Origin of the sequence: Sphingobium xenophagum, from assembly GCF_031457465.1 — a bacterium.
Classification (GTDB): domain Bacteria; phylum Pseudomonadota; class Alphaproteobacteria; order Sphingomonadales; family Sphingomonadaceae; genus Sphingobium; species Sphingobium xenophagum_A.
The window spans coordinates 285,227-309,727 of record NZ_JAVDWV010000001.1; the positions used below are offsets into that span (position 1 = coordinate 285,227).

A 24,501-nucleotide genomic window follows, 5' to 3' on the forward strand; every position below is an offset into this window, starting at 1 on the left:
GCATGTGGGGTGGCCGGTTTGCGGCCGGCCCCGCGTCGATCATGCGCGAGATAAATGCCTCCATCCCGTTCGACAAGCGTTTGTGGCAACAAGATATCGCCGGGTCCAAGGCGCATGTCGCGATGCTGGCCCAGCAGGGCATCGTCGATGGCGAGGATGCACAGGCGATTACCGAGGGGCTGAACCGGATCGCGGCGGAATATGAAGCCGATGGCGTGCCCGTCGACCTCGACCTCGAAGATATTCATATGGTCACGGAATCGCGTTTGGCGCAGCTCATCGGGCCGACCGCCGGACGGCTGCATACCGCGCGCAGCCGCAACGATCAGGTGGCGACCGATTTCCGCCTGTGGGTGCGCGATGCGATCGACGAAGTGGCGGCGGGCCTGCTCGGCCTGCAACGTGCGCTGCTGGCGCGGGCCGAGGAACATGCCGATGCGGTGATGCCGGGCTTCACCCATCTGCAATCGGCGCAGCCGGTGACGCTCGGCCATCATCTGATGGCCTATTATGAAATGGTGCGGCGCGACCGCAGCCGCTTTGCCGATGCGCGGGCGCGCGCCGATGAATGTCCGTTGGGCGCGGCGGCGCTTGCCGGCACCGGCTTTCCCATCGATCGCCAGGCGACGGCGCAGGCGTTGGGCTTTGCCCGGCCGACCGACAATAGTCTGGACAGTGTATCCGATCGCGACTTCGCGCTCGATTATCTGATGGCGGCAACACAGGCGTCCCTGCACCTTTCGCGGCTGGCCGAAGAGTTCATCATTTGGGCAAGCCAGCCCTTCGGCTTCGTGAAGCTGCCTGACGCCTATTCGACCGGCAGTTCGATCATGCCGCAGAAGCGCAATCCCGATGCCGCCGAACTGGTGCGCGGCCATGCCGGGCGGATCATGGGCTGCATGACCGCGCTGTGCGTGACGATGAAGGGGCTGCCGCTCGCTTATTCCAAGGATATGCAGGACGACAAGCCGCCGGTGTTCGAGGCGCACGACCTGCTCGGCCTGTCGATCGCGGCGATGACGGGCATGATCGAAACGGTGACGTTCCGCACCGACCGGATGCGCGGCCTCGCTGAAAGCGGCTTCGCCACAGCGACGGACTTTGCCGACTGGCTGGTGCGCGAAGGCGGCATTCCCTTCCGCGAGGCGCATCATATCACCGGGCGCGCGGTGGCGGCGGCGGAGGCGGCAGGCGTGCCGCTCGATCAACTGCCGATTGCGACGCTCAAGGATATCGACGCGCGGATCGACGATCGCGTCTATGCGGTGCTGACGGTTGATGCGTCGGTCGCCAGCCGGACGAGCCATGGCGGCACGGCCCCGGCGCAGGTGCGGGCGCGGATCGCGCAGGCCAGGGAGGAACTGGGCTTATGAAGATGCGGGCATTGGCCGGGCTGGCGATGGCGACATTGGTGCTGGCGGGCTGCGGGGGGCGTCCCGCTCTCAAACCACTCAAGGACCAGAAACTGCCCGCCGTGCCGATAGGTGCGGCGAGGGCCCCCACCGGCAGTGAACTGATGGCACCCTCGATCCAGGCGCGACCAGAGCGTAACGTCGAACTACTGACCCAATCGCGCCAGCGCGGCGACGATCCGTTCGACCTGCCGCCTGAGAAGACGCCGCAATAAGCCTGTAAGGACCGGAAATTTGGACCATTTCGATTATGTAGACGGCACCATGCGTGTGGAGCAGGTGCCAATGGCGGAGATCGCCGATGCGGTCGGGACGCCGGTCTATGTCTATTCGACCGCGACGCTGGAGCGCCATGTCGGCGTGTTCCGCGAAGGGCTGGCCGCGCTCGACAATCCGCTGATCGCCTTTGCCGTCAAGGCCAACCCCAATGCCGCTGTCCTGGCGACGCTGGCGAAGCTGGGGCTGGGCGCGGACGTGGTGTCGGGCGGCGAACTGCTGCGCGCGGTAGCAGCGGGCATCCCGGCCGACCGCATCGTCTTTTCTGGCGTCGGCAAGACCGCAGACGAAATGCGGCTGGCGCTGGAGCACGGCATTTTCCAGTTCAACCTGGAAAGCGAACCGGAAGCCGAGATGCTGTCCAAGGTGGCCCTCTCGATGGGGATGCGCGCGCCGGTTGCCTATCGCATCAATCCCGATGTCGACGCAGGCACCCACGCCAAGATTTCGACCGGCAAGTCGGAAAACAAGTTCGGCATCCCCTATGACCGGGCGATCGAGAGCTATGCCGCCGCGGGCGATCTGCCGGGGTTGGATGTGCAGGGCGTCGCCGTCCATATCGGCAGCCAGTTGACTGACCTTGCCCCGCTGGAGGCGGCCTTCACCAAGGTTGGCGCACTCATCACAGCGCTGCGCGAGGCAGGCCATGACATCCGCACCGCCGACCTGGGCGGTGGCCTGGGCGTCCCCTACGACCCGTCGCAGCCGTTGCCGCCCAGTCCCGCCGACTATGGCGCGATGGTGTGCCGGGTGACGCAGGGATGGCCGGTTCGACTGATGTTCGAGCCCGGCCGCGTGATCGTGGGCAATGCGGGCGCTTTGCTCTCGCGCGTGGTGCGTGTGAAGCAGGGGGCCAAGGCCCCCTTCGTTATCGTCGACGCAGCGATGAACGACCTGTTGCGGCCCAGCCTCTATGACGCCTGGCATGACATTCGTGCCGTCGCGCCATCGGGCAAGCAGGCAGCCGCCAATGTCGTCGGACCCGTATGCGAGACGGGCGACACCTTCGCCATGGGTCGCGATATGGACGTGGTGGAAGCCGGCGATCTGGTCGCCTTCATGACCGCAGGCGCTTATGGCGCGACGATGGCGGGCACCTATAATAGCCGCCCGCTGACGCCAGAAGTGCTGGTATCGGGCGACCGCTGGGCCGTGGTTCGCGCCCGCCCGCCGATCGAGGCGTTGATCGAGGGCGATTCGATCCCCGACTGGCTGGCCGACTGATGCACAGCCTGCCCGTCTTTCTGCGCCTGACGGGCAGGGCGGTGATCCTGACCGGCGAAGGCGAGGCGGCGGACGCCAAGCGCCGCCTGCTGGAAAGGGCGGGCGCGCGGATCGTGGGCGAAGAAGATAGCGATGCGCGGATCGCGATCGTGTCGGATGGCGACGCCGCCACGGCTGAGCGCCTGCGCGCGCGGGGCGTGCTGGTCAATGCGACCGACAATCCCGACCTGTGCGACTTCACGCTGCCCGCCATCGTTGATCGCGATCCGGTGCTGATCGCGATCGGCACCGGGGGCGCGTCGGCGGGGCTGGCGAAGGCGTTGCGACAAAGGCTGGAGACGCTGTTGCCTGCGGGCCTTGGCGCATTGGCGAGCGGATTGTCGGCGGCGCGGGGGGCGATCCGCGCGCGCTGGCCCGATGGGGGCGATCGGCGACGGGCGATTGATGCGGGGCTGGCGGCTGGCGGGATTATCGATCCCTTAAGCGCCGGTGCGGCTGACGCCGTGCCGCGCTGGATCGAAGGGCAGGGCGATGCAGATGCAACGCGGTTGGAGCCGATCCGGCTGGCATCCAACGATCCCGATGATCTGACCTTGCGGGTTGCGCGGCTGTTGGGGGAGGCCGACCGGGTCTATCACCAGCCAACGGTCGCGGCCGTGATCCTCGACCGGGCGCGGGCCGATGCGGTGCGGATCGCGGTGGATGCGCCACCTGCGCAGCCGGGCGACGGCCTCTCGCTCTGGCTTACCCTGTACTGACGCCTAGCCCTGCTGGGCGGTGACCCGTTCGAGTTCGTCATGCAAGGCCTGGATCGAGGAGACGAGCCGGGCACGATCGATCTGCAATTCGCGCAGCGTTTCGCGGGTTTCGCCCAATTCCAAGGCACGGCGCGCGATGCGGGCGTCGAGTTCGGCATTGTGGCGGGTGAGCGCGCCCATCTGCTCGGCGCGCTGGCACAGATGGCGCAGGCGGGCATCGAATATGTCGAAATCGAACGGTTTGACGACATAGTCGTCCGCGCCCGCGTCCAGCGCCTCGACCGTTGTCTGGTTGTCGAGTCGTCCGGCGATCATGACGAAACAGGCGGAGGCCGCTAGATTGGCGGCGCGAATTTGCTTCATGGTTGCGACGGCGGGCGGTATCGTCAGCCCCATGTCGATCAGGATGATATCGACCCTATGTGTGACCAGCAGGCTGAGCGCGCTGAATCCGGTGTCCGCGAGGGCTACGTCATAATTAAGGTGCGACAGGCGGCGGGCGATGACAGCGCGCGCGGTCGGATTTTCGTCGATCAGCAGCACGCGCAGGCGGCGCGCGCGACCCTCCGTATCGGGGGCATCGAACTGCGAGGCTTCGTTCCGTTTGAAAAATGGCATCGTCTGTCCTTCCGCCCGTCATGGAAGGATAGGAACGCACCGCAAAGAAATGGTTAACGGTTCGCGCTGTTCGATTCGGGCGCATAGCCGCGCAGGAACAGGTCGACGGCCAGATCGACATCGGCCTGCATCTGCGCCGAAGACGGCTCGGTAATTCGACCGATCATCAACTGCTGATGGCTGCCAGCCATGGTCATGGCCATCAGGACGCGCGCCGCATCGGCGGGGTCGTCTCGCCGCAACTGGCCCCGATCCATTGCGCCACTTATATAGTCGGCGAGCAGGGCGCGGGTGTGGCGTGGCGCAAGCTCGAAGAATATCCGGCTGAGTTCGGGAAATCGACCACTCTCGGCATAGATCAACCTGTGCAGGGCGATCGCTTCGGTCGAGCAGACCTTGTCGAGCAGGCTGCGACAGGCGCGCAACAAAGTGGGTTCCAGCACGCCGCACGGGTCGAGGATTTGCGACAGTTGCGCGCGATAGGCGGTAGCAACCCGATCGAGAACCGCCGAAAATAATTCTTCCTTTGAAGGGAAGTGATTCCACAAAGTGCCCTTGGACCCGCCCAGCGCTGCGGCGATCCCCGACATGGTCGTCCCGGCATAGCCATGTTCCAGGAAATAGGCCTTGGCCACGGTCAATATGGCATCGCGCCGATCCAGACGGCGCGCTTCCCTTCGGCTAGTGGGGGGGGTGGTGGAAGCGCCTGTCATGAAACCGTACCATAGAGTATGATAAAAATCTTGACAAGCGGGTGTCGCGACGCCAGATGCATTTTTCATACTAGATGGTACGGTTTTTATGTCGGTGAGTCGCCTTTCCCCGCCCGTTCGTCCGCTGGTCCTGGCGACGATAATGTCGTTGCTGGCGGGGTGCGCGGCGGTCCCTGACCTTGGCACCAAGCCCGAAATTCGCGCGGCTGACACGATCGCTGCGCAGCAGAGCCTCGCCGCGCCACAGGCGGCGTGGCCCGCTACGGATTGGTGGCGCGCCTATGGCGATCCGCAACTGACCGCGCTGATCGAGGAAGGGCTGCGCAACGCGCCTGACATGGCGATCGCCGCCGCGCGATTCCGTCAGGCGCAGGCGCTGGCGCAACAGTCCGGCGCGGCTTTGCTGCCCTCTGCCAATCTCGACGCCAGCGCGGCCGCTACCAAGCAAAGCTATAATATGGGCATGCCCAAGGAGTTCGTGCCGCAGGGCTGGCTTGGCACCGGACGGCTCGCGCTGGACCTGGGGCTTGACCTCGACCTGTGGGGCAAGAATCGCGCGGCACTGGCGGCGGCAACGTCGCAGGCGCGCGCGGCCGAACTCGATGCGCAGCAGGCGCAATTGGCGCTGACCACAGGCATCGCCGACGCCTATGCCGACCTTGCCCGGCTCTATGATGAGGCGGACATTCAGCAGCGCACGCTTGCCATCCGCATGGCCAGCCAGAAGCTGGTTGCGGATCGGCGGCAAAATGGTCTGGAAACACGCGGTAGCGTGCGGCAGGCCGATGCCACGGTCGCTTCCGCGCGAGCGCAACTGGCGGGCGCGCGCATGGCGATCGAACTGCGCCAGCATCAGATCGCGGCCCTGATCGGCGCGGGGCCGGACCGCGGCGCGGCGATTACTAGACCAACGCCGGGTGCGCTCGCGCCACTTGGGCTGCCCGCCGATGTCACCACCAATCTGGTCGCACGCCGCCCCGACATTGCGGCGGCCCTCGCCCGTACCGAGGCGGCGGCCAAGCGGATCAAGGTCGCACGCGCCGACTTCTTCCCTGCCGTGCGCCTGAGCGCGCTGATCGGCTTGCAATCGCTGGGCTATAACACGGTGTTCGCCAATGGTGGCGCGATCGGATCGGCCCAGCCCTTCACCAATAATCTGTTCCAGAAGGACTCGATCTTCGGCAATGCCGGGCCAGCGGTCAGTCTGCCGATCTTTCATGGTGGCGCGCTGCAAGGCCAGTATCGCGGCGCGCGCGCGACCTATGACGAGGCGGTGGCGAGCTATGACAAGGCCGTGCTGACGGCCTATCAGGAGGTGGCGGACGCCGTCGCTAGCCGTCGCACGCTGGATGCGCGCCTGGTCGATGCCCGTGCGGCGGTGGCCGCGTCGCAGGACGCCTATGCCATTGCCAAGAAACGCTATGATGGCGGCTTGTCCACCTATCTGGATGTGCTGAACGTCGAGGATCAGCTCCTCGCCGCGCAGCGCACCGTTTCCGGGTTGGAAGCAAGCGCCTTCTCGCTCGATATTGCCCTGATCCGTGCGCTGGGGGGTGGTTTCACTCCTGGCGCTATCATGCCCAAGGACGCACCGCATGGCTGACGCCACTCCCGAATTTGCCACCACGACCGATGAAGCCCCGGCCGACCGCAGCAGTGCGCGCAAGACCTGGCTGACACGGCTGGCGCTCGCGGTCGTTGTGGCGGGGCTGCTTTGGACGGCCTGGTATGTCCTGGTCGGCCGCAACCATGTCAGCACCGACAATGCCTATGTGAATGCCGAAATGGCGCAGGTAACGCCGCTGATCTCCGCGCAGGCGATCGAGGTGCTGGTCAGCGACACGCAAGCCGTCAAGCGTGGCGACATATTGGTGAAGCTCGACCCCACCAATGCCCGCATCGCCATCGCGCAGGCGCAGGCGGACCTCGCCGAAGCGCAGCGCCGCTTCCGCCAGACGTCGGCCACCAGCGGCGCGCTGTCGGCGCAGGTCGATGCACGCGGTGCGGATATCATCCAGGCGCGGGCACAACTCGCCAGCGCGCAGGCCGATGTCGAAAAGGCGCGGGTCGATCTGCAACGACGTGAAGCGCTGGTCGGCGACGGCGCGGTATCGGGTGACGAAGTGACGAGCGCGCGCACCGCCTATGCCGCCGCCCGCGCCGCGCTTGATGTCGCGCGCGCCAGCGTGACCACGGCGCAGGCGACGCGCAGCGCCGCAAGCGGGCAACTCGCTGCCAATGATGCACTGGTGCGCGGATCGCGGGTCGATACCGACCCAGCCGTAATGGCGGCGCAGGCAAAGCTCGACGCAGCGAAGCTCGACCTGGAGCGTACCGTCATCCGCGCGCCGATCGACGGGGTCGTGACCAAGCGCCAGGTGCAGGTCGGCCAGCGCGTCGCGCAGGGCAGCCCGATCATGACGATCGTCCCGCTCGCCCAAGTCTATGTCGATGCCAATTTCAAGGAAAGGCAACTGGGCAAGGTAAAGGTCGGGATGCCCGCCAAGGTGACCGCTGACATTTACGGCAGTGACGTCGTCTATCATGGCAAGGTCGTCGGCTTTTCCGGCGGCACCGGCGCGTCGCTCTCGCTGATCCCGGCGCAGAATGCGACTGGCAACTGGATCAAGGTGGTGCAGCGCCTTCCCGTCCGTATCGCGCTCGACCCCAAGGAATTGGCCGCACACCCGCTGCGTGTTGGCCTTTCCACGGAGGTCGAGATCGACCTTTCCGGTCACTGAAGGGTCGGCAAGTGAGCGACGAGGACAGCATCTTTTCCCGGCTGACGCCGCGCCAGCGCACGCTCGCCGGACTGGTGCTGGCGCTCAGCAATTTCATGGTCGTGCTCGACCTGACCATCGCCAACGTCTCGGTGCCGCACATCGCGGGCAATCTGGGTATTACGCCCGATCAGGGGACGTGGATCATCACTTCCTATGCGGTGGCCGAAGCCATCTGCGTGCCGTTGACCGGTTGGCTGGCCCAGCGGTTCGGCGTGGTGAAGATGTTCATCTGGGCGATGATCGGCTTTGGCATCTTCTCGGTGCTGTGCGGCCTTTCCATGTCGCTCACCATGCTCGTCGCCTGCCGCATCGGTCAGGGGCTATGTGGCGGCCCGATCATGCCGATGTCGCAGACGCTGCTGCTGCGCATCTTTCCGCCCGATCAACGTGCGCGGGCGATGGGACTATGGGCTATGACCACGCTGCTCGGCCCGGCAATGGGGCCGATCATCGGCGGCTATATCAGCGACAATTGGAGCTGGCACTGGATCTTCTTCATCAACGTGCCGATCGCGATCCTGTGCGTGGTCGCGGCGATGGCGCTGCTGCGCCCGGTGGAAACCGACACGGCGCGCGTGCCGATCGACCGGATGGGCCTGTTTCTGCTGGTCTTCTGGATCGGCTGCCTGCAGATCATGCTGGATATCGGCCGCGACCATGACTGGTTCGGCGATCCGCTCATCGTCATCCTGGCGATCCTCGCCGCGATCGGCTTTGCCGCCTTCATCATCTGGGAATTGACCGAAGAGCATCCGATCGTCGATCTGCGGATATTCCGCCACATCGGCTTCACATCGGGCGTTTTCTCGCTGGCGCTGGGCTTTGGCGCCTATTTCGCGGGCATCGTCGTCATCCCGCAATGGCTGCAAACGTCGATGGGCTATACCGCCACGGACGCGGGCATATTGACCGCCATGACGGCGGTGGCGGCGCTGATGGCCGCGCCGATCGCCGCGCGCATGACGGGGCGGGTCGATCCGCGTATCATGATTTCGGGTGCGCTCTTCTGGCTGGGGCTGATGACCTTGTGGCGGGCGCATTGGACCAGCTCGATCGATTTCTGGTCGATGGCCGCGCCGCAATTCATCCAGGGCTTTGCCATGCCCTTCTTCATGATCCCGTTGACGACCCTAACGCTAGGGTCAGTGCGGCCCGACGAAACGGCATCGGCGGCGGGGTTGCAGAATTTCCTGCGGACGATGGCGCTGGCGATCGCGACCTCGCTGGTGCTGACCGGCTGGGGCAATGGGCAGCGCGTGTCGCGCAGCGAGATGGCAGGCACATTGCAACCGGCCGATACGCAGGCGCAACTGAGCGCGATGGGCATGTCCTTTGAACAGGCGCGGCAAGTCATCTCCAATCTGGTCGACCAGGAAGCATTGGCGATCGCGGTGGATCATGTCTTCTTCCTGTCCGCGCTCGTTCTGTTCCTCGCTACAGCGATCGTCTGGCTCGCGCCCAAGCCGACTGGACCCGTGGACACGTCCGCCGCGCATTAAAGCGGCAGGGCGATCCGCCGGGTGATGCCGATCGCGTCCAGAAACGCCGCGTCATGGCTGACCACCAGCAGCGCGCCGTCATAGGCATTCAACCCCTGTTCGATCGCCGCGATCGAATCGAGGTCGAGATGATTGGTCGGCTCGTCCAGCAACAACAGGGGCGGCGGCGCGGCCCCGCCCAGCACGCAGGCGAGGCCGGCGCGCAATCGCTGCCCGCCGCTCAGCGTCCCCACCTGTTGCAGCGCCAGGTCGGCGCGAAACCGGAAGCGGGCCAGCGCGGCATGGACCGCATTGCGGGTCGTGCCGGGATGCCGCCGGGCGAAATTGTCGGCGATGCTGCATGCCGGATCGAGCAGGGCAACGTCCTGATCGAGCAGCGCGCAATCAACAGGGCGGTGAACCCGGCCCGCCATCGGCCACAGATCACCCGCGATCAGGCGCAATAGCGTCGATTTGCCCGATCCGTTCGCCCCGGTGATCGCCACCCGCTCCGGCCCGCTGATCGTCAGGCTGATGTCGCGCAGGATCGGGCAGTCCGGCACATGGCCCGCCGTCACCGCGTCGAGCGTCAGGATGATGCGACCCGGCGCGACGTTGGCGGAGGGCAGGGCGATGCGGATCGGCTCCAATATCTCGATCCGCGCGCGGGCCGCGTCGATCGCCTGGCGCGCTTCGCCCTGTTGCTGCCCGGCGCGGCGCACGGCATCGCCGCCCGATTGTTCGGCCTGCTGCTTGCGCTGGCCCAGCAGGATGCGGGGCATTCCGCCCTTGGCCGCGTCGCGCTTGCCCGCGCCGTCGCGCCGCTGCTTGCGCTCGGTCAGTTGCTGGGTCTTGCGCGACAGGGCCGCCGCCTGTTTTTCGGCATGGTCGAGATCATGATGCGCGGCGGCCAGTTCGATCGCCTTGCGCGCCGTGTAGGCGGACCAGTTGCCGCCATAGCGGGCGATACCCAGCGTGGTGAGTTCGGCGATGGCGTCCATCGTCTCCAGCAGCGCACGATCATGGCTGACGACGATCGCGCCACCACGCCAGCGCGCAAGCAGCGCGATCACCGCGTCCCGTCCCTCGGCATCCAGATGGTTGGTCGGTTCGTCCAGCAGCAGGAAATCGGGCCGTGTAAAGAGCGCGGCGGCGAGCGCGGCGCGGGTGCGCTGGCCCCCCGACAGAGTGGCGAGCGGGGTTGCGGGATTGGCGCTCAGCGCCACGTCCGCCAGCGCATCGGCAATGCGTGCGGGCAATGTCCAGTCGCAGGCATCGAGTTCATCAAGCGTCGCGCTGCCCGCCTCCGCCCGCTCGATCACCGCCAATGCCGCGCGCGCGTCGAACAGGTCGGCAATGGTAGCACCCGCCGCTGGCTCAAGATTCTGGCGCAGCACGGCAATACGTCCGTCGATCGTGACATGCCCGTGCGTCGGCGTTCGCTCCCCGGCGATCAGCGCGAGCAGACTGGACTTGCCGACGCCATTGCGACCAATCAGGCCGATGCGTTCGGAGGTGAAGCGAAAATCGAGCCCGGCAAAAACGGCAGTGCCGTCGGGCGCGGACCATCCAAGGGTCGAAAGGGTAATGGCAGGCATGGACACAGACTTTCCTGAATGCAGAGCGAAAGGGCTAAGCGTTCAGGGCAATGTCCATGGCAGATTCCTTTTTATGTGAGCACACAGTTTAGGGCGTGGTGCCTCAGGTGGCAAGATATTCGGCGCAGGGCGCGAAGCTTTGGCTTACTGCCGCTGCGATGGCCTGACCTGCCGAAGGTTAGGGATATTTACGCATAGGTGGGCGCGACCGATCGCGTCATGCAGCGGGCATGAACATGCAATTTGACGTGGCGCAAAATGGCGCTCTTCCGCTGATGACGCGCCCTTGTGCGCCCCAGTCCTGCGACCAGTGCGGGGTGCGCGATCGGGCGATTTGTACCGACTTGTCGGACCCGGATCGTGATGCGCTCAGCCGGATCGGGCGACGGGTGACGCTGCATGCCGGGCAGACGGTGATGTGGGAGGGGGACGATAGTATGGTCGTCGCTAACGTCATCGACGGCACGCTGAAACTGGCGACATCGACCGGCGACGGGCGCGAGCAGATCGTCGGGGTGGTCTATGCATCCGACTTTATCGGCCGCCCGTTCGGCGCGCGCACGCCCCATAGCGTGACGGCCCTGACCGATGCGCGGCTGTGCCTGTTTCCGCGTGGCAGCTTCGATGCTTTTGCCCGCGATCATGGCGACCTCCAGCACCGGCTGCTCCAGCGCACGCTCGACGATCTCGACCGGACCCGTGCCTGGATGTTGCTGCTCGGCCGCAAGACCGCGCGGGAGAAGGTCGCGACCTTCCTGCTCGACATGGCGCGGCGGTTGCAGGCCGACCAGGCAGGGACGATCGAGCTGCCGCTCTCGCGCCAGCAGATTGCCGATATTTTGGGCACGACCATTGAAACCGTGTCGCGTCAGATGAGCGAATTGAAGCGGCAGGGGATCATCGCGCTGGTCGGGCGACGCGGCGTGCGGCTGGTCGATGGCGCGGCGCTGGAGGCCTTGGCGGAAGGGGTTTGAGTATCGCGCCTGTCGCATCGGGCCGTCTCCCCCTCCCTACGCACTATCCCGTAAAGACCCGCGCCCGGCGGTTTGACAGAGGTCAATGCATGGTGGCGGCCTGTCGAACACAGGGTCGCTGAGCCTTTTACGGGGAATATCATGGACCGATTGGTAATGAGGACGGGCGGCTGGTTCGCGCTCGCGCTGGCGGCCTTCGCGGCAATGCTTGGCGCGGTGGACAGCGGATTTGCCGTTCATATGGGGATCGTCTGCGCGGTCGGACTGCTGCTCGCGATCCTAACGATGCGCGGCGCGGATTATGCCGGGATGGCGCGGGGCATGCTGAAAATGCCTGCCGACCAGGGCAGATATGATGATGACCCGATCCGCTGGGGCGTGATCGCGACCGTTTTCTGGGGTCTGGCGGGTTTTCTCGTCGGGCTGGTCATCGCGTTTCAGCTAGCCTTTCCCGCGCTGAATCTGGGTCTGGAATATACCAGCTTCGGTCGCATGCGGCCGCTGCATACATCGGCGGTCATCTTCGCCTTTGGCGGCAACGCGCTGATCGCGACGAGCTTCTATGTCGTGCAGCGCACCTGCCGCGCACGGCTGGCATTCCCGTCCATGGCGCGTTTCGTCTTCTGGGGCTATCAGTTGTTCATCGTGCTGGCCGCGACCGGCTATTTGATGGGCATTACCGAGGGCAAGGAATATGCCGAGCCTGAATGGTATGTCGATCTGTGGCTGACGGTCGTGTGGGTCTGCTACCTGCTGGTGTTCGGGGGCACAATCCTCAAGCGCTCCGAACCGCATATCTATGTCGCCAACTGGTTCTATCTCGCCTTCATCATCACCATCGCCATGCTGCACATCGTCAATAATCTGTCGATGCCCGTCAGCCTGCTAGGGTCCAAGAGCTATAGCGCCTTTGCCGGTGTGCAGGATGCGCTGACCCAATGGTGGTATGGCCATAATGCGGTGGGCTTCTTCCTGACCGCCGGCTTCCTGGCCATGATGTATTATTTCGTGCCCAAGCAGGCGGAGCGGCCGGTCTACAGCTATCGCCTGTCGATCATCCACTTCTGGTCGCTGATCTTCCTCTACATCTGGGCGGGGCCGCACCACCTTCACTATACCGCGCTGCCTGACTGGGCGCAGACGCTGGGCATGGTCTTTTCGGTCATGCTGTGGATGCCGAGCTGGGGCGGGATGATCAATGGCCTGATGACGCTGAACGGCGCCTGGGACAAGATCCGCACCGACCCGATCATCCGCATGATGGTGATGGCGCTGGCCTTCTACGGCATGTCGACCTTCGAAGGGCCGCTGATGTCGATCAAGGCCGTCAACAGCCTGTCCCATTATACCGACTGGACGATCGGCCATGTCCATTCCGGCGCGCTGGGCTGGAACGGCATGATCACCTTCGCCTGCCTCTATTATATGACGCCGCGCCTGTGGGGCCGGGAACGGCTCTATTCGCTGCGGCTGGTGAACTGGCACTTCTGGCTCGCGACGCTGGGCATCGTTCTCTACGCCTCGTCAATGTGGGTGGCGGGCATCATGCAGGGCTTGATGTGGCGCGAATATGGGGCCGATGGCTATCTGGTCTACGCCTTCTCCGAAGTCGTGACCGCCATGTTCCCCATGTATCTGATCCGCGGTGCCGGTGGCCTGCTCTACCTCGCCGGGGCGATCATCATGGCCTGGAATATCGGTAAGACCATCGCGGGCAGCAAACTGCGCGCGGAGAAGCCGATGCACGATGCGCCCTTCGATCCTGTGGCCGACAAGCCGCTCCTCGCTGCCCAGCCTGTATAAGGAGACGCCGACATGGCATCCAAAATCTTCGACCATGGCAAGCTGGAGCGGAATGTATCGCTGCTCGGTATTGCCGCGCTGATCGTCGTCGCCATCGGTGGCATCGTGGAAATCGCGCCCCTTTTCTGGATCGACAATACGATCGAGAAGGTGGAGGGGATGCGGCCCTACACCCCGCTGGAGCTGGCCGGGCGCAACATCTACATCCGCGAAGGCTGCTACAACTGCCATAGCCAGATGATCCGCCCGTTCCGCGACGAAACCGAACGCTATGGCCATTACAGCCTGGCCGCCGAAAGCATGTATGACCATCCGTTCCAATGGGGGTCCAAGCGGACCGGGCCGGACCTGGCGCGGGTCGGCGGGCGTTATTCGGACGAATGGCATGTCCAGCATTTGAAAGATCCGCGCGCCGTGGTGCCGGAATCGATCATGCCGACCTATCCCTTCCTCGCCGAGCGCGAGTTGAAGGCGGGCGACATGACGGCGGACCTGACGGCGCTGAGCCGGGTCGGGGTTCCGTACAGCGATGCGGACATAGAAAAGGCCAATGACGACCTCAAGGCCCAGGCTGATCCCAATGCCGATACGGCTGACCTGATCAAACGCTATCCCAAGGCGCAGGTGCGCGATTTCGACGGCGATCCGAACAAGCTGACCGAGATGGATGCTTTAGTCGCCTACCTCCAGATGATCGGCACGCTGGTCGATGTCGATGCGGCCAAGCCGCTCGAAGGCCAGCCGCAGCCAAAGGAGGGGACGCGATGAGCTACGACGCTTTGCGGCATTTCGCCGATAGCTGGGGGCTGGTCTTCATGGCCCTGACCTATCTCATCCTCATCGGCTGGCATTTCCTGCCGCATGGCCGCCGCGCCAGCAAGCGCGCCGCCACGATGATCTTCGAGCCGGACACGGAAAAGACGGAGGCCGACCATGGCTGACGACAAGAACCCCAAGATCGACGCCGCCACCGGCACCCAGTTCAAAGGGCATGAGTGGGACGGTATTCAGGAACTGGACACGCCGCTGCCGCGCTGGTGGCTGTGGACCTTCTATGCGACCATCCTCTTCGCGATCGGTTATGTGATTGCCTATCCGGCGATCCCTATGCTTAACGACTATACGCGCGGTATGCTCGGCTGGTCGAGCCGCGGCGCGCTGGAACAGGAACTGGCCGCGCACGCCGATCAGGTGGCACCCATTCACCAGGCGATCGCTGCGACGACGATCGAGAAGCTGGCGGGCCAGCCGGAACTTATGCAGGCCGCGATCGAGGGTGGGCGCGCCGCGTTCAAGGTCCATTGCGTCCAGTGCCACGGGTCGGGGGCAGCAGGTAGCAAGGGCTATCCCAACCTCAACGACGATGACTGGCTGTGGGGTGGCGACCTCGCCACGATCGAAAAGACGCTGATCGACGGCATCCGCAATCCGGGTCATGACGCGACGCGCGTATCGATGATGCCCGCCTTTGGACGCGATCAGTTGCTCACCGCCCCGCAGGTCGATGATGTCGTCGCCTATGTCCGGGTCGCCAGCCGACAGGATAGGCCCAGCGCCGCTGCGCAGCGCGGGGCGGGCCTGTTCGCCGACAATTGCGCGGTCTGCCACGGTGCGGACGGCAAGGGCAATCGGACATTGGGCGCGCCCAACCTGACCGATGGCATCTGGCTCTATGGCGGGGACACCGAATCCATCCACCAGAGCGTGTGGAACAGCCGCCAGGGCGTGATGCCGCGCTGGGACGACAAGCTCAGCCCCGCGACCATCCGCATGCTGGCCGTCTATGTCCATAGCCTGGGCGGTGGCGAGGCGACGCTGGTGGAAGCGGCGGCCGCGGCGGATAATGGAGTAGAAGGCAATGTGGCCCAATAAAGTCCCGATCCTCCCCGTCACGGGGAGGGGGACCGACTGCCGGACGGATGGTGGAGAGGGTATGCCCTATCGAGAGGGTGACACCCCTCCGTCAGCGCTGCGCGCTGCCACCTCCCCTTACAGGGGAGGATTGGGCGCATGTTGATGCCGACCGACACGGGCGATCTCTATGAGAAGCGCAAGGGCGTCTTTCCCAAGGCGGTGGATGGCTTCTACCGCCGTCTGAAATGGGCGATCATGGTGGTGACGCTGGGCATCTATTGGGTGACGCCGTGGATTCGCTGGGATCGCGGCCCCTATGCCCCCGATCAGGCCGTGCTGGTCGATATGGCCAATCGCCGTTTCTATATGTTCGATATCGAAATCTGGCCGCATGAATTCTATTATGTCGCCGGGCTATTGGTGATGGCCGGTGTCGGGCTGTTCCTGGTGACATCGGCGGTGGGTCGCGCCTGGTGCGGCTATGCCTGCCCGCAGACGGTGTGGACCGACCTGTTCCAGCATGTCGAACGCTTCATCGATGGCGACCGCAATGCGCAGGTGCGGCTGGCCAAGGCCCGCTGGACCCCGTCCAAGCTGGCGCGGCGGCTGGCCAAATGGAGCGTGTGGCTGCTCATCGGTTTCCTTACCGGGGGCGCGTGGATCTTCTATTTCGCCGATGCGCCGACGTTGCAGCGAGAATTTTGGAGCGGCACCGCCGCGCCGGTCGCCTATGGCACCACCGCGCTGCTGACCGCGACAACCTTCGTCCTGGGCGGCTTCATGCGCGAACAGGTGTGCATCTATATGTGCCCCTGGCCGCGCATCCAGACCGCGATGCTTGACGAGAAATCGCTGGTCGTGACGTACAAGGACTGGCGCGGCGAAAAGCGCGGCAGCGTCAAGAAGGCAGCGGCGCATCCGGGCGAATTTGGCGACTGCATTGATTGCGACCAGTGCGTCGCCGTCTGCCCGACGGGCATCGACATTCGCGAAGGGCCGCAGATCGGCTGCATCACCTGCGCCTTGTGCATCGATGCCTGCGACAAGGTGATGGCGCAGGTCGGGCGGCCACGCGGCCTGATCGACTATTGTACGCAGGATGATGCCGATGCGGAGAAGCAGGGGGCTAAGCCACGCCCGGTGCTCAAGACATTGCTGCGCCCACGCACCATCGCTTATCTGCTGGTGTGGAGCAGCATCGGCGCGGCGATGCTGTTCGCGCTGGGGGCTCGCACCCGGCTGGATATCGCTGCGCAGCAGGATCGCAATCCCATCTTCGTGACATTGTCCGATGGGGCGGTGCGCAACGCCTATACCATCAAGATCCGCAACATGGAGACGCGACCCCGGCCGATGACGGTGCGCGCCGAAGGACTGCCCGGCGCACTGCTATGGACAGATGCGATGGCGCGCGAGCAGGCCCGCCCGGCGGTGAACGTCACCGTGCCGCCCGACAGCGTGGCCAAGTTGCGCCTCTATGCCGCCGTACCCGCCGCCGGACCGCAGCGGCAGGATTTCCGCTTCGTCCTCACCGCCACCGACCGCGAAGGCGGCACCGCCAGCGAACCCGCCCGTTTCGAAAGGCCCCAATGATGCGCAGCTCCACCCCCCGCCGCTTCACCGGATGGCATATGACCGGCATATTGGTGGCCTTCTTCGCCGTCGTCATCGCCGTCAACATGCTGATGGCGACGCTTGCGGTGCGGTCCTTTGGCGGGGTGGTGGTCGATAACAGCTATGTCGCCAGCCAGAAATTCAACGGCTGGCTGAAGGCCGCGCGGGCGCAGGAGGCGCAGGGCTGGCGCGAGACGATCGCGATCGATGCGCAGCGACGGGTGCAGGTCAGCCTTGCCGATGCGGCGGGCGCACCGCTCAACGGCGTGGCGCTCACCGCCACCGCCGCGCATCCACTGGGCCGTGCGCCCGACATCGCCTTGTCGTTCCGCGAGGTGGCACCTGGTCGATACAGCGCCGACCGGACACTGCCTGCCGGGCGCTGGCGGTTGTCGCTCACCGCTGCCGACCATCATTTCGTCCAAGAGATCGACTGATGGCCAGCCAAGCCCTCATCCTGCCCGCAACGGACACCGAAACGGACATAGGTACGACGCAGATCAGCCTGTTCGCGGTGCCGGGGATGCATTGCGCAGGCTGTATCGGCAAGATCGAGAATGGCCTGGCCCGCACCCCCGGCATCGCATCGGCACGGGTCAATCTATCGGCGAAGCGGGTCGCGATCGAGCATGATCCCGCGCTCAGCCCGCCCGACCTGCGCGCCGCCATCGCCGCGCTCGGCTTTGAGGCGGAGCCGCTGGCCGATCCCGGCGTCGATATGGCGGCGGCGGAAAACCGCATGTTGATCCGCGCGCTGGCGGTGGCGGGCTTTGCCGCGATGAACATCATGCTGCTGTCCGTGTCGGTCTGGTCCGGCGCGGAAGGCGGCACGCGGCAGATGTTTCACTGGCTGTCGGCGCTGATCGCGCTGCCGACGGTGGCCTATGCGGGGCGGCCCTTCTTCCGCTCGGCCTGGGCGGCGGTGCGGCAGGGACGGACCAATATGGACGTGCCGATCAGCATCGGGGTGCTGCTGACGACGGGCATGAGTGTGTATGAAACCCTGATCGGCGGCGAAGACGCCTGGTTCGATGGGGCGGTGATGCTGCTCTTCTTCCTGCTCGCCGGGCGCTGCCTCGACAGCCTGATGGGGGGCCGCGCGCGCGCTGGCGTTGCCGCGCTGCTCAAACAATCCGCGCCGGGCGCGATGTTGTTGGACGATAGCGGGCAAAGCCGTTGGGTCGCGGCGAGCGCGCTGCGGCCGGGCATGGTCATGCTGGTTGCCGCGGGCGAGCGGCTGGCCGCCGACGGGCGCGTGATGGAGGGTGACAGTGGCATCGACATCGCCTTCCTGACGGGGGAAAGCGCACCCGTGCGCGTGCGTCCGGGCGATTTGGTGCAGGCCGGGGCGCTCAATATCGACGGGCCGATCCGGGTCGTGGTGACCGCCGCCGGGCCGGACACAGTGATCGCCGACATCGCCCGGCTGATGGAGGAAGCGGCGCAGGGCAAGTCGCGCTATGTCCGCCTCGCTGACCGGGCTGCGCGCTATTATGCGCCGAGCGTGCATCTGCTGTCGGCGCTGTCCTTTGCCGGGTGGATGATCGCGGGGGCGGGCGTGCATCAATCGCTGCTGATCGCGGTTGCCGTGCTGCTCATCACCTGCCCCTGCGCGCTGGGGCTGGCCGTTCCGGCGGCGCAGATCGTGGCGTGCGGCGCGCTGATGAAGCGCGGGGTGCTGGTCAAGGATGGATCGGCGCTCGAACGGCTGGCGGAGGTGGATGAGGCGCTGTTCGACAAGACCGGCACATTGACGCTCGGTCGTCCGGTGCCGCGCGACTTGGCGGGACTGGCGGCGGAGGATCGCGCCGTCCTGCTGGCCCTGGTGCAAGGGAGCCGCCATCCGTTGAGCGTCGCGCTGCGCCAGGCTTTGGAGGGCGAAGGCGTCGTCCCGGCGACACTGACCGACCTGCGCGAGCAGGCGGGCGAAGGGATGACGGGCCGACTGGGCGATGAGGCGGTAGCGCTTGGCCGTCCGCGCAGCCTCATCACCCTGTTCGATCTGGCGGCGGAATATCGGCGCGGCGACCAGGCGGTGCTGCTGCGTTTTACCGATGCGTTGCGGCCCGACGCGGTCGAGACGCTGGCCGAGCTGCGGGCGATGGGCCTCAAAACGCTGATCGCCAGCGGCGACCGGCCCGAAGCGCTGACCGAGATTGCGCGCCAGACCGCGACCACCGCGATCGGCCATCTGCGCCCGCAGGACAAGCTGGCGCTGATTGAACGGTTGCGCGCGTCGGGGCATAAGGTGCTGATGGTGGGCGATGGGCTGAATGATGGACCCGCGCTCGCCGCAGGCCATGCCAGCATGGCACCCGCCTCGGCGAGCGACGCCAGCCAGTTGGCGGCGGATGCCGTGTTTCTGGGCGATCGGCTGGCGCCCGTGGCGATGGCAGTGCGCGCCGCGCGGCGGACGGTGCAGGTGGTGAAGCAGAATTTCGCGCTCGCGATCGGCTATAATCTCTTCGCCGTGCCGCTGGCGATCACGGGCCATGTCACCCCGCTCGTCGCCGCCGTCGCCATGTCGACCAGTTCGCTGATCGTCATCGCCAATGCGCTGCGGCTCAAGGGCGCGGCGCGATGACCGGCCTCACCGTCCTTATCCCCATTGCCTTGTCGCTCGGCCTGCTGGGCCTTGCCGCCTTTTTCTGGGCGCTGGGCAATGGCCAGTTCGACGATAGCGATGGCGCGGCGGCGCGCATTCTGATCGACGATGACGAGTGATCAGCGCCCGACGAGGATGAAGGGTGCCCAGATATAGGGCTGGGCCGCGCCGGGGCGACTGGAGCGCATCAGTTTCAGCATCGCACGTTGCAGCGCCACCGCGCGGGGCAGGCCACGCTCCGCGCCCTTCACCGTTTCCAGCGTGACGAAGGCGCTGGCATCGTCGCGCACCGGCCAGTGCGAGACGAGCAGCGAGCCTGCACCGGCATAGCGGAAGGCCTGTGCCAGCCCGGAATATGCGGGGGCCTGCGCACTGTCGCCCGCCGCCGTGTTGCAGGCGGACAGGATCACCCAGTCCGCGCCGATCCGCATCGCGGCGACTTCGGACGCGGTGAGCAGGCCGTCCTCGCCGGTCGCGCCGGGGGCGGGGGGCGAGAGGACCAAGGCGGGCTCGGTCACGCCCTCCATCTGCCCGCTTACCAGGCCGTGCGTTGCGAACAGGATGACGCCATAGGTAGACAGGTCGAGCGCGCGCAGGGCGCTTTCGCTGGCCGCTTCGCCGAGCATCAGGGTTGCGCCTTGCGCGCCATAGCGGCTGGCGACGCCGCGCACTTCGTCGGCTGATCCGGGTAGCGGCGGCAGGTGGGAGAGCGCTTCGTCATCGGCCGCGCTACCGCGAAAATACTGGTTCGCGGCCATCAGCGTGGGGGCAGGCGTGGCGTTGGCCACCGCTGGAAAGGGCATCGGCGCGCCGACGCCGAGAAAGCGGGACGCGGCGACCTGCATGGGGCGCTTGTCCGCCTCCATCGCGAAGGAGGGCTGCACTGCCAGCGCATAGCGGCGGATCAGCCAGGGCGTGTCGCGATCGACGGCGGCGACTGGCCGCTCAGGCAACAGCGCGAAGGGGAGCGAAGCGAAGGCACCAGTCGGCACGATCCGAAGCACATGCGCCTTGCCCAGCGTCGCGAGGATGGCGGGGGTGAAGATCTGGCCATAGAGCGCATGGGCGGCGGGCAGGTCCATGCCGCCCGGCGTCATCGTCGCGCGCAGCCGATCGACCAGCGCGACCATCGCGGCGCGGCTCATCGCGGCGCGCTCGACCCGCGCGCCGGTGCGGCTGATCGCCAGCAGATAGACATGGCCAAAGGCCGGCGTGACCGCCAGCAGCGCCTCATCCTTGCCAAGCCCCGCCTGCACCTGCGCCAGATCGGGCTTCACCCCGCCACGCGCTTCGGCCCAGCGGGGATAATCGCGGCTGATCGCGGCGCGCAGGCCGTTCACTTCGGCATCCAGCCGGTCGCGCGCGCTGCGGGTGGCGGTTACATCACCTGCGGTCGCCAGCGCCCGGAGCAGCGCGCGGTCGGCGGTCTGCAAGGCGCGCACCTTGTCCTGCAACGCCCGGACCCGCTCGCCCAGCGCGGGATCGGAGACCAGCCTTTCGGTGACGAGGCGGTTGGCCTGTGCGATCTTCGACCCCGCCAGGATCGCCATCGCGTCCAGCGCCAGCGCCGCATCCTGGCTGTCCGCCGCGATGGCGAGGATCGAATCGAGTGCCGCGCGCTGTTCGTCGGCCAGTTCGCCATCGTCGCGCAGATTCTGCTCGTCGCGCAGCAGGGCGGCAAGCTGGGCCGCGGCGGCAGTGCGGCTCGGATCGCCATCGGCCCAGCGCTGCATCATCGCGGCATTGGCCAGCGCGAAGGCGGGGCTGTTGTCGAGCGCGGCGGTTTCGGCGGCATAGTCGCGCGCCGCCGCCGCTGCCTTATCCTGCTGTTGCAGATCGAGCAGCACCGGGATGAGATGCGGATAGACGCGCTGGCCCATGTCGCGGTCCTGCGTCGTGGCCGCGCGCACGCGGGCCAGGGCGGTTTCCAGCTTTGTCGCGGCCTCGTCCGGCCGTCCGCTGGCTTGATCGATCAGCCCCAGGAAAGCGAGCGCGCGGGCCGCCTGCGGGCTGGCTTCGCCTTCCACCGCGCGAAACCCCTTTTCCGCTTCGATGTAGAGCGGCTCGGCATCGGCATAGCGTTCCAGTGGCAGCAGGATGGCGCCCAGATTATTGAGGCCATAGTGGAAATAGAGGCTCTTCGTCCCCACCGTCTCGCGCTTGATCGCGATCGCGCGCTGCAGATAGGCCAGGCTTTCCACCCGCCGCCCGGTGCGCGACAGGAGGATGCCCAGCATTTCCAACGCGCGGGCATAGCTGGGATGCTTGGTGTCGATATGGGCGGTCGCGACCTCCACAGCCTGGCGCGCATAGCGTTCCGCCTCGGCATTGCGGTCGGCGCGAAGCAGCATTTGCGCATAGGTATAATAGGAAGCGACCGTGTCGGGATCATGCGGCCCAAGCCCGGTGATCCGCGCGTCCATGCTGCGCTTCTGCGCCTCCACCGCATCGCTGTTGCGGCCAAGCCGCGAATAGGCCTGGGCCAGCGAGAAGGCGATGTTGGACTTGAGCATATAGTCGCTCTTGTCCAACGTCTTGGGATCGACCTGCGCGAAATGGCGGTCGGCATAGGCGCTTCCTTCCGCCAATGTCTGCGCGCCGGTCGCGACGTCGCCGTTAATCGACTGGATATAGCCCTTGATCGACAGGCCCTGCATCCAGGGGATCGGATAGGCGTCGCGAAAGGGGGCGAGCATGGCCAGGCCTTTTTCGGCCATCGCCAGAGCTTGCGGATTCTTGCCCTCGATCTGGTCCATTGATGCGAGGTTGATCGTCGCTACCGCCGCCAGCGGATGGGGCAGGCCGTTGACCTTGACCCGGCTGGCTGCCGCAACCAGTTGGTGCCAGACATCGCGCGTCGCCGGACCCATCGCCTTGTCGAAATCGTCATTCTCGAACAAGGCCGTGCCGCGTGTCTCCATCGCGCGCAGATTGGCATAGCGGGCATCGTCGCGCTGGAAACCGCGCATGGCATCCGGCGCTGCGAACACGGGCGGGGACGCCAGAGCCATCAGCATTATGATCGCGCGCGTCGAAAGCCCCATGCCCATGCCCCCACGGATTCCCCGGCGTCAGCTTAGGCGCGCGGCGCACCGCGGCGTCAAGTCACAACCGCAGCCGTTACGATCCTTGCGCCAGCATCAGGCGCCAGTCCCAGCGCAGCGGATCGCCGTCCATCACATCGACACCCTGCGCGACCAGCGCGTCGCGGATCTCGTCCGACAGGGCGAAATCCTTGTCGGCGCGGGCGGCGGCGCGGCGTTCCAGTTCTGACTCGATCGCGTCGGGGGTGATGGCGGCATGTTTGGGTTGCAGGCGCAGGTCTGTGCGGCTGAGCGTTATCAGGTTCAGCCCCAGCGCCGCGTCGAAGGCAGCGATCAAGCAGAGCTTCTCGTCCACCGGGATCTTCTTGATGGCGATCGCTTCCTCCAGCAGCGGCAGGGCGCGCGGCGTCATCAGATCGTCGGCGATCGCTGCGTCGAACTGTTCCAGCAAGGGCACCAGCTTGGGATGGAGGTTGGCGCGCAGATAATCGAGCCGTGGCGATTGCCAGGTCACGCCCTCGGCGCGCGCCTTCAACCCTTCGACGCCCATCACCAGCCGCTTGAGGCGCGTCAACGCAGCGGCCACGCCCTCGGCGCTGAACTCCAATTCGCTGCGATAATGGGCACCCAGGCACAGCAGGCGATAGGCGAGCGGATGCACGCCCGCGTCGATCAGCGAGAAGAGGGTGGTGAAGCCGCCCTTCGACTTGCTCATCTTGCCGCTGCGGTCGACCAGGAAATTATTGTGCATCCACCACCGCGCGCCGGTGAAGCCCGCCTCCACCGCGCCGACATCGCCGCCGCAGCAGGCGTGGAACGCCTGATTCTGGGCGATCTCATTGGGGTGATGGATTTCACGATGGTCGATACCGCCGGTGTGGATGTCGAACGGATGGCCAAGCCGGGCCTGCGACATGACCGAACATTCCAGATGCCAGCCGGGCGCGCCCTTGCCCCATGGGCTGTCCCATTCCATCTGCCGCTGCTCGCCCGGCGGCGATTTGCGCCAGATGGCGAAGTCGGATGCGTTGCGCTTGCCCGCGACAGGGTCGATCCGGGCGTGCGCCGCATCATCGCGGCCGCCTGCCAGCGCGCCATAATTGGGCACCGTCGAACTGTCGAAATAGAGGCCGCTGTCCAGTTCATAGCAATGGGCCGGCGCGATCTTTTGCGCAAATTCGATCATCTGTGGCACATAGTCGGTCGCGACCGTCCATTCGCTGGGCGAAAGGATGTTGAGGTCGGCGATATTCTGCTTGAACGCCTGGGTATAATGGGCGGCAATGTCCCAGATGCTCCGGGCGCTGGCGCGCGCCGCCGCCTCCATCTTGTCATCGCCCGCATCGGCGTCCGACGTCAGGTGGCCGACATCGGTGATGTTGATGATGTGGGTGACCGACAGCCCCTTCCACAACAAGGTGCGGCGCAGCGTGTCGGTGAAGACATAGGCGCGCAAGTTGCCGAGATGGGCATAATTATAGACGGTCGGGCCGCAGCTATAGATGCGGGCATGGCCGTCCTCGATCGGCGCGAACGGTTCGATCGTGCGGGTCAGGCTGTTGAACAGGCGCAGCGGCGCTGTGATATGCTGGTCGTCGGACATGCGCCATGCGATGGCGTGAAGCGGCTTGGGGGTCAACTCTCCTTCCTCCTTTGCGGCCCGGCCGGAAGGGCGAATTGTAAAATAATGTTGCGTCGACTTGCATCCCTTGCGCGACCTGTGATCGCTACCAATATGGTTGGGGCA

Annotated in this window: 21 protein-coding genes; 16 read left to right on the top strand and 5 right to left on the bottom strand. The window is 65.8% G+C overall.

The genetic code is table 11. The features are described from left to right. Nucleotides 1-2 precede the first annotated feature (2 nt). From argH to J2W40_RS01410, 4 genes are read left to right on the top strand one after another with little or no spacing between them, the layout of a single operon-like run. On the top strand, nt 3-1,373 hold the full coding sequence (gene argH, locus J2W40_RS01395) for an argininosuccinate lyase (RefSeq protein ID WP_310221373.1): 1,371 nt from the start codon (nt 3-5) through the stop codon (nt 1,371-1,373). Next, entirely contained in the window at nt 1,370-1,627 is a 258-nt protein-coding gene (locus J2W40_RS01400) for a hypothetical protein (protein ID WP_310221375.1), read from the top strand. Before argH ends, J2W40_RS01400 begins: the two co-directional genes overlap by 4 nt. A 19-nt stretch (nt 1,628-1,646) precedes the next feature. Further along, nucleotides 1,647-2,912 carry a diaminopimelate decarboxylase gene (gene lysA / locus J2W40_RS01405; protein WP_310221377.1) on the top strand — a complete coding sequence of 422 codons (1,266 nt, stop codon included), beginning with the start codon at nt 1,647-1,649 and terminating at the stop codon, nt 2,910-2,912. After that, entirely contained in the window at nt 2,912-3,670 is a 759-nt protein-coding gene (locus J2W40_RS01410) for a precorrin-2 dehydrogenase/sirohydrochlorin ferrochelatase family protein (RefSeq protein WP_310221379.1), read from the top strand. Before lysA ends, J2W40_RS01410 begins: the two co-directional genes overlap by 1 nt. A gap of 3 nt (nt 3,671-3,673) precedes the next feature. Here J2W40_RS01410 and J2W40_RS01415 read toward each other — a convergent pair whose 3' ends face one another. Both J2W40_RS01415 and J2W40_RS01420 read right to left on the bottom strand, forming a co-directional pair. Continuing rightward, the gene (locus J2W40_RS01415) at nt 3,674-4,288 is read right to left on the bottom strand and encodes a response regulator transcription factor (protein ID WP_310221381.1); all 615 of its coding nucleotides are present in this window, start codon (nt 4,286-4,288) and stop codon (nt 3,674-3,676) included. Nucleotides 4,289-4,341: 53 nt separating this feature from the next. Beyond that, a complete protein-coding gene (locus tag J2W40_RS01420; RefSeq protein ID WP_310221383.1) occupies nt 4,342-5,001 on the bottom strand; it encodes a TetR/AcrR family transcriptional regulator in 660 nt (219 codons plus the stop codon). Nucleotides 5,002-5,089: 88 nt separating this feature from the next. Here J2W40_RS01420 and J2W40_RS01425 point away from each other — a divergent pair, with 88 nt between their 5' ends. Genes J2W40_RS01425 through J2W40_RS01435 form a run of 3 tightly spaced genes read left to right on the top strand, consistent with a single transcriptional unit; the run spans nt 5,090 to nt 9,283 of the window. After that, the gene (locus tag J2W40_RS01425) at nt 5,090-6,604 is read left to right on the top strand and encodes an efflux transporter outer membrane subunit (protein WP_310221385.1); all 1,515 of its coding nucleotides are present in this window, start codon (nt 5,090-5,092) and stop codon (nt 6,602-6,604) included. Next, entirely contained in the window at nt 6,597-7,742 is a 1,146-nt protein-coding gene (locus J2W40_RS01430) for an EmrA/EmrK family multidrug efflux transporter periplasmic adaptor subunit (protein ID WP_310221387.1), read from the top strand. The genes J2W40_RS01425 and J2W40_RS01430 overlap by 8 nt, the downstream gene beginning before the upstream one ends. Nucleotides 7,743-7,753: 11 nt before the next feature. After that, nucleotides 7,754-9,283, top strand: a complete 1,530-nt coding sequence (locus J2W40_RS01435; RefSeq protein ID WP_310221389.1) for a DHA2 family efflux MFS transporter permease subunit — start codon at nt 7,754-7,756, stop codon at nt 9,281-9,283. Here J2W40_RS01435 and J2W40_RS01440 read toward each other — a convergent pair. Beyond that, complete coding sequence (locus J2W40_RS01440; protein ID WP_310221391.1) at nt 9,280-10,860, bottom strand: ABC-F family ATP-binding cassette domain-containing protein; 1,581 nt, start codon at nt 10,858-10,860, stop codon at nt 9,280-9,282. The genes J2W40_RS01435 and J2W40_RS01440 overlap by 4 nt on opposite strands. Before the next feature lie 230 nt (nt 10,861-11,090). Between J2W40_RS01440 and J2W40_RS01445 the strand changes: the two genes are divergently transcribed. From J2W40_RS01445 to ccoS, 9 genes are all read left to right on the top strand, one after another. Next, nucleotides 11,091-11,834, top strand: a complete 744-nt coding sequence (locus tag J2W40_RS01445; protein WP_310221393.1) for a Crp/Fnr family transcriptional regulator — start codon at nt 11,091-11,093, stop codon at nt 11,832-11,834. Between the two features lie 141 nt (nt 11,835-11,975). Next, nucleotides 11,976-13,637 carry a cytochrome-c oxidase, cbb3-type subunit I gene (ccoN, locus tag J2W40_RS01450; RefSeq protein ID WP_310221395.1) on the top strand — a complete coding sequence of 554 codons (1,662 nt, stop codon included), beginning with the start codon at nt 11,976-11,978 and terminating at the stop codon, nt 13,635-13,637. Nucleotides 13,638-13,649: 12 nt separating this feature from the next. Beyond that, complete coding sequence (gene ccoO / locus J2W40_RS01455; protein ID WP_310221397.1) at nt 13,650-14,405, top strand: cytochrome-c oxidase, cbb3-type subunit II; 756 nt, start codon at nt 13,650-13,652, stop codon at nt 14,403-14,405. Next, nucleotides 14,402-14,578: a cbb3-type cytochrome c oxidase subunit 3 gene (locus tag J2W40_RS01460; protein WP_310221399.1), complete on the top strand. Its 177-nt coding sequence runs from the start codon at nt 14,402-14,404 to the stop codon at nt 14,576-14,578. Before ccoO ends, J2W40_RS01460 begins: the two co-directional genes overlap by 4 nt. Further along, nucleotides 14,571-15,509 (top strand): cytochrome-c oxidase, cbb3-type subunit III, encoded by a 939-nt coding sequence (ccoP, locus tag J2W40_RS01465; RefSeq protein ID WP_310221401.1) that lies wholly within the window; start codon nt 14,571-14,573, stop codon nt 15,507-15,509. The genes J2W40_RS01460 and ccoP overlap by 8 nt, the downstream gene beginning before the upstream one ends. A gap of 138 nt (nt 15,510-15,647) precedes the next feature. Next, nucleotides 15,648-17,084 carry a cytochrome c oxidase accessory protein CcoG gene (gene ccoG / locus J2W40_RS01470; protein ID WP_310221403.1) on the top strand — a complete coding sequence of 479 codons (1,437 nt, stop codon included), beginning with the start codon at nt 15,648-15,650 and terminating at the stop codon, nt 17,082-17,084. Further along, nucleotides 17,081-17,542: a FixH family protein gene (locus J2W40_RS01475; RefSeq protein WP_310221405.1), complete on the top strand. Its 462-nt coding sequence runs from the start codon at nt 17,081-17,083 to the stop codon at nt 17,540-17,542. Before ccoG ends, J2W40_RS01475 begins: the two co-directional genes overlap by 4 nt. Then, nucleotides 17,542-19,689, top strand: a complete 2,148-nt coding sequence (locus tag J2W40_RS01480; RefSeq protein ID WP_310221408.1) for a heavy metal translocating P-type ATPase — start codon at nt 17,542-17,544, stop codon at nt 19,687-19,689. Before J2W40_RS01475 ends, J2W40_RS01480 begins: the two co-directional genes overlap by 1 nt. After that, nucleotides 19,686-19,829 carry a cbb3-type cytochrome oxidase assembly protein CcoS gene (gene ccoS, locus J2W40_RS01485; RefSeq protein ID WP_310221410.1) on the top strand — a complete coding sequence of 48 codons (144 nt, stop codon included), beginning with the start codon at nt 19,686-19,688 and terminating at the stop codon, nt 19,827-19,829. The genes J2W40_RS01480 and ccoS overlap by 4 nt, the downstream gene beginning before the upstream one ends. Here ccoS and J2W40_RS01490 read toward each other — a convergent pair whose 3' ends face one another. Together J2W40_RS01490 and J2W40_RS01495 are read right to left on the bottom strand one after the other, a co-directional pair. Beyond that, nucleotides 19,830-22,754, bottom strand: coding sequence for a CHAT domain-containing protein (locus tag J2W40_RS01490; RefSeq protein WP_310221411.1), 2,925 nt, complete (start codon nt 22,752-22,754; stop codon nt 19,830-19,832). Between the two features lie 76 nt (nt 22,755-22,830). Then, nucleotides 22,831-24,357, bottom strand: a complete 1,527-nt coding sequence (locus J2W40_RS01495; RefSeq protein ID WP_310221484.1) for a cysteine--tRNA ligase — start codon at nt 24,355-24,357, stop codon at nt 22,831-22,833. Between the last annotated feature and the right edge of the window lie 144 nt (nt 24,358-24,501).

What these genes read in the sequence shown, in the direction of transcription:
- J2W40_RS01475 (WP_310221405.1), top strand. Translation starts at nt 17,081, where the DNA reads ATGATGCGCAGCTCCACCCCCCGCCGCTTCACCGGATGGCATATGACC.
- J2W40_RS01445 (WP_310221393.1), top strand. Translation starts at nt 11,091, where the DNA reads ATGAACATGCAATTTGACGTGGCGCAAAATGGCGCTCTTCCGCTGATG.
- argH (WP_310221373.1), top strand. Translation starts at nt 3, where the DNA reads ATGTGGGGTGGCCGGTTTGCGGCCGGCCCCGCGTCGATCATGCGCGAG.
- J2W40_RS01460 (WP_310221399.1), top strand. Translation starts at nt 14,402, where the DNA reads ATGAGCTACGACGCTTTGCGGCATTTCGCCGATAGCTGGGGGCTGGTC.
- J2W40_RS01400 (WP_310221375.1), top strand. Translation starts at nt 1,370, where the DNA reads ATGAAGATGCGGGCATTGGCCGGGCTGGCGATGGCGACATTGGTGCTG.
- J2W40_RS01490 (WP_310221411.1), bottom strand. Translation starts at nt 22,754, where the DNA reads ATGGGGCTTTCGACGCGCGCGATCATAATGCTGATGGCTCTGGCGTCC.
- J2W40_RS01430 (WP_310221387.1), top strand. Translation starts at nt 6,597, where the DNA reads ATGGCTGACGCCACTCCCGAATTTGCCACCACGACCGATGAAGCCCCG.
- J2W40_RS01425 (WP_310221385.1), top strand. Translation starts at nt 5,090, where the DNA reads ATGTCGGTGAGTCGCCTTTCCCCGCCCGTTCGTCCGCTGGTCCTGGCG.
- ccoG (WP_310221403.1), top strand. Translation starts at nt 15,648, where the DNA reads ATGTTGATGCCGACCGACACGGGCGATCTCTATGAGAAGCGCAAGGGC.
- J2W40_RS01480 (WP_310221408.1), top strand. Translation starts at nt 17,542, where the DNA reads ATGGCCAGCCAAGCCCTCATCCTGCCCGCAACGGACACCGAAACGGAC.
- J2W40_RS01420 (WP_310221383.1), bottom strand. Translation starts at nt 5,001, where the DNA reads ATGACAGGCGCTTCCACCACCCCCCCCACTAGCCGAAGGGAAGCGCGC.
- ccoO (WP_310221397.1), top strand. Translation starts at nt 13,650, where the DNA reads ATGGCATCCAAAATCTTCGACCATGGCAAGCTGGAGCGGAATGTATCG.
- J2W40_RS01410 (WP_310221379.1), top strand. Translation starts at nt 2,912, where the DNA reads ATGCACAGCCTGCCCGTCTTTCTGCGCCTGACGGGCAGGGCGGTGATC.
- J2W40_RS01415 (WP_310221381.1), bottom strand. Translation starts at nt 4,288, where the DNA reads ATGCCATTTTTCAAACGGAACGAAGCCTCGCAGTTCGATGCCCCCGAT.
- J2W40_RS01495 (WP_310221484.1), bottom strand. Translation starts at nt 24,357, where the DNA reads ATGTCCGACGACCAGCATATCACAGCGCCGCTGCGCCTGTTCAACAGC.
- J2W40_RS01440 (WP_310221391.1), bottom strand. Translation starts at nt 10,860, where the DNA reads ATGCCTGCCATTACCCTTTCGACCCTTGGATGGTCCGCGCCCGACGGC.
- ccoS (WP_310221410.1), top strand. Translation starts at nt 19,686, where the DNA reads ATGACCGGCCTCACCGTCCTTATCCCCATTGCCTTGTCGCTCGGCCTG.
- ccoN (WP_310221395.1), top strand. Translation starts at nt 11,976, where the DNA reads ATGGACCGATTGGTAATGAGGACGGGCGGCTGGTTCGCGCTCGCGCTG.
- ccoP (WP_310221401.1), top strand. Translation starts at nt 14,571, where the DNA reads ATGGCTGACGACAAGAACCCCAAGATCGACGCCGCCACCGGCACCCAG.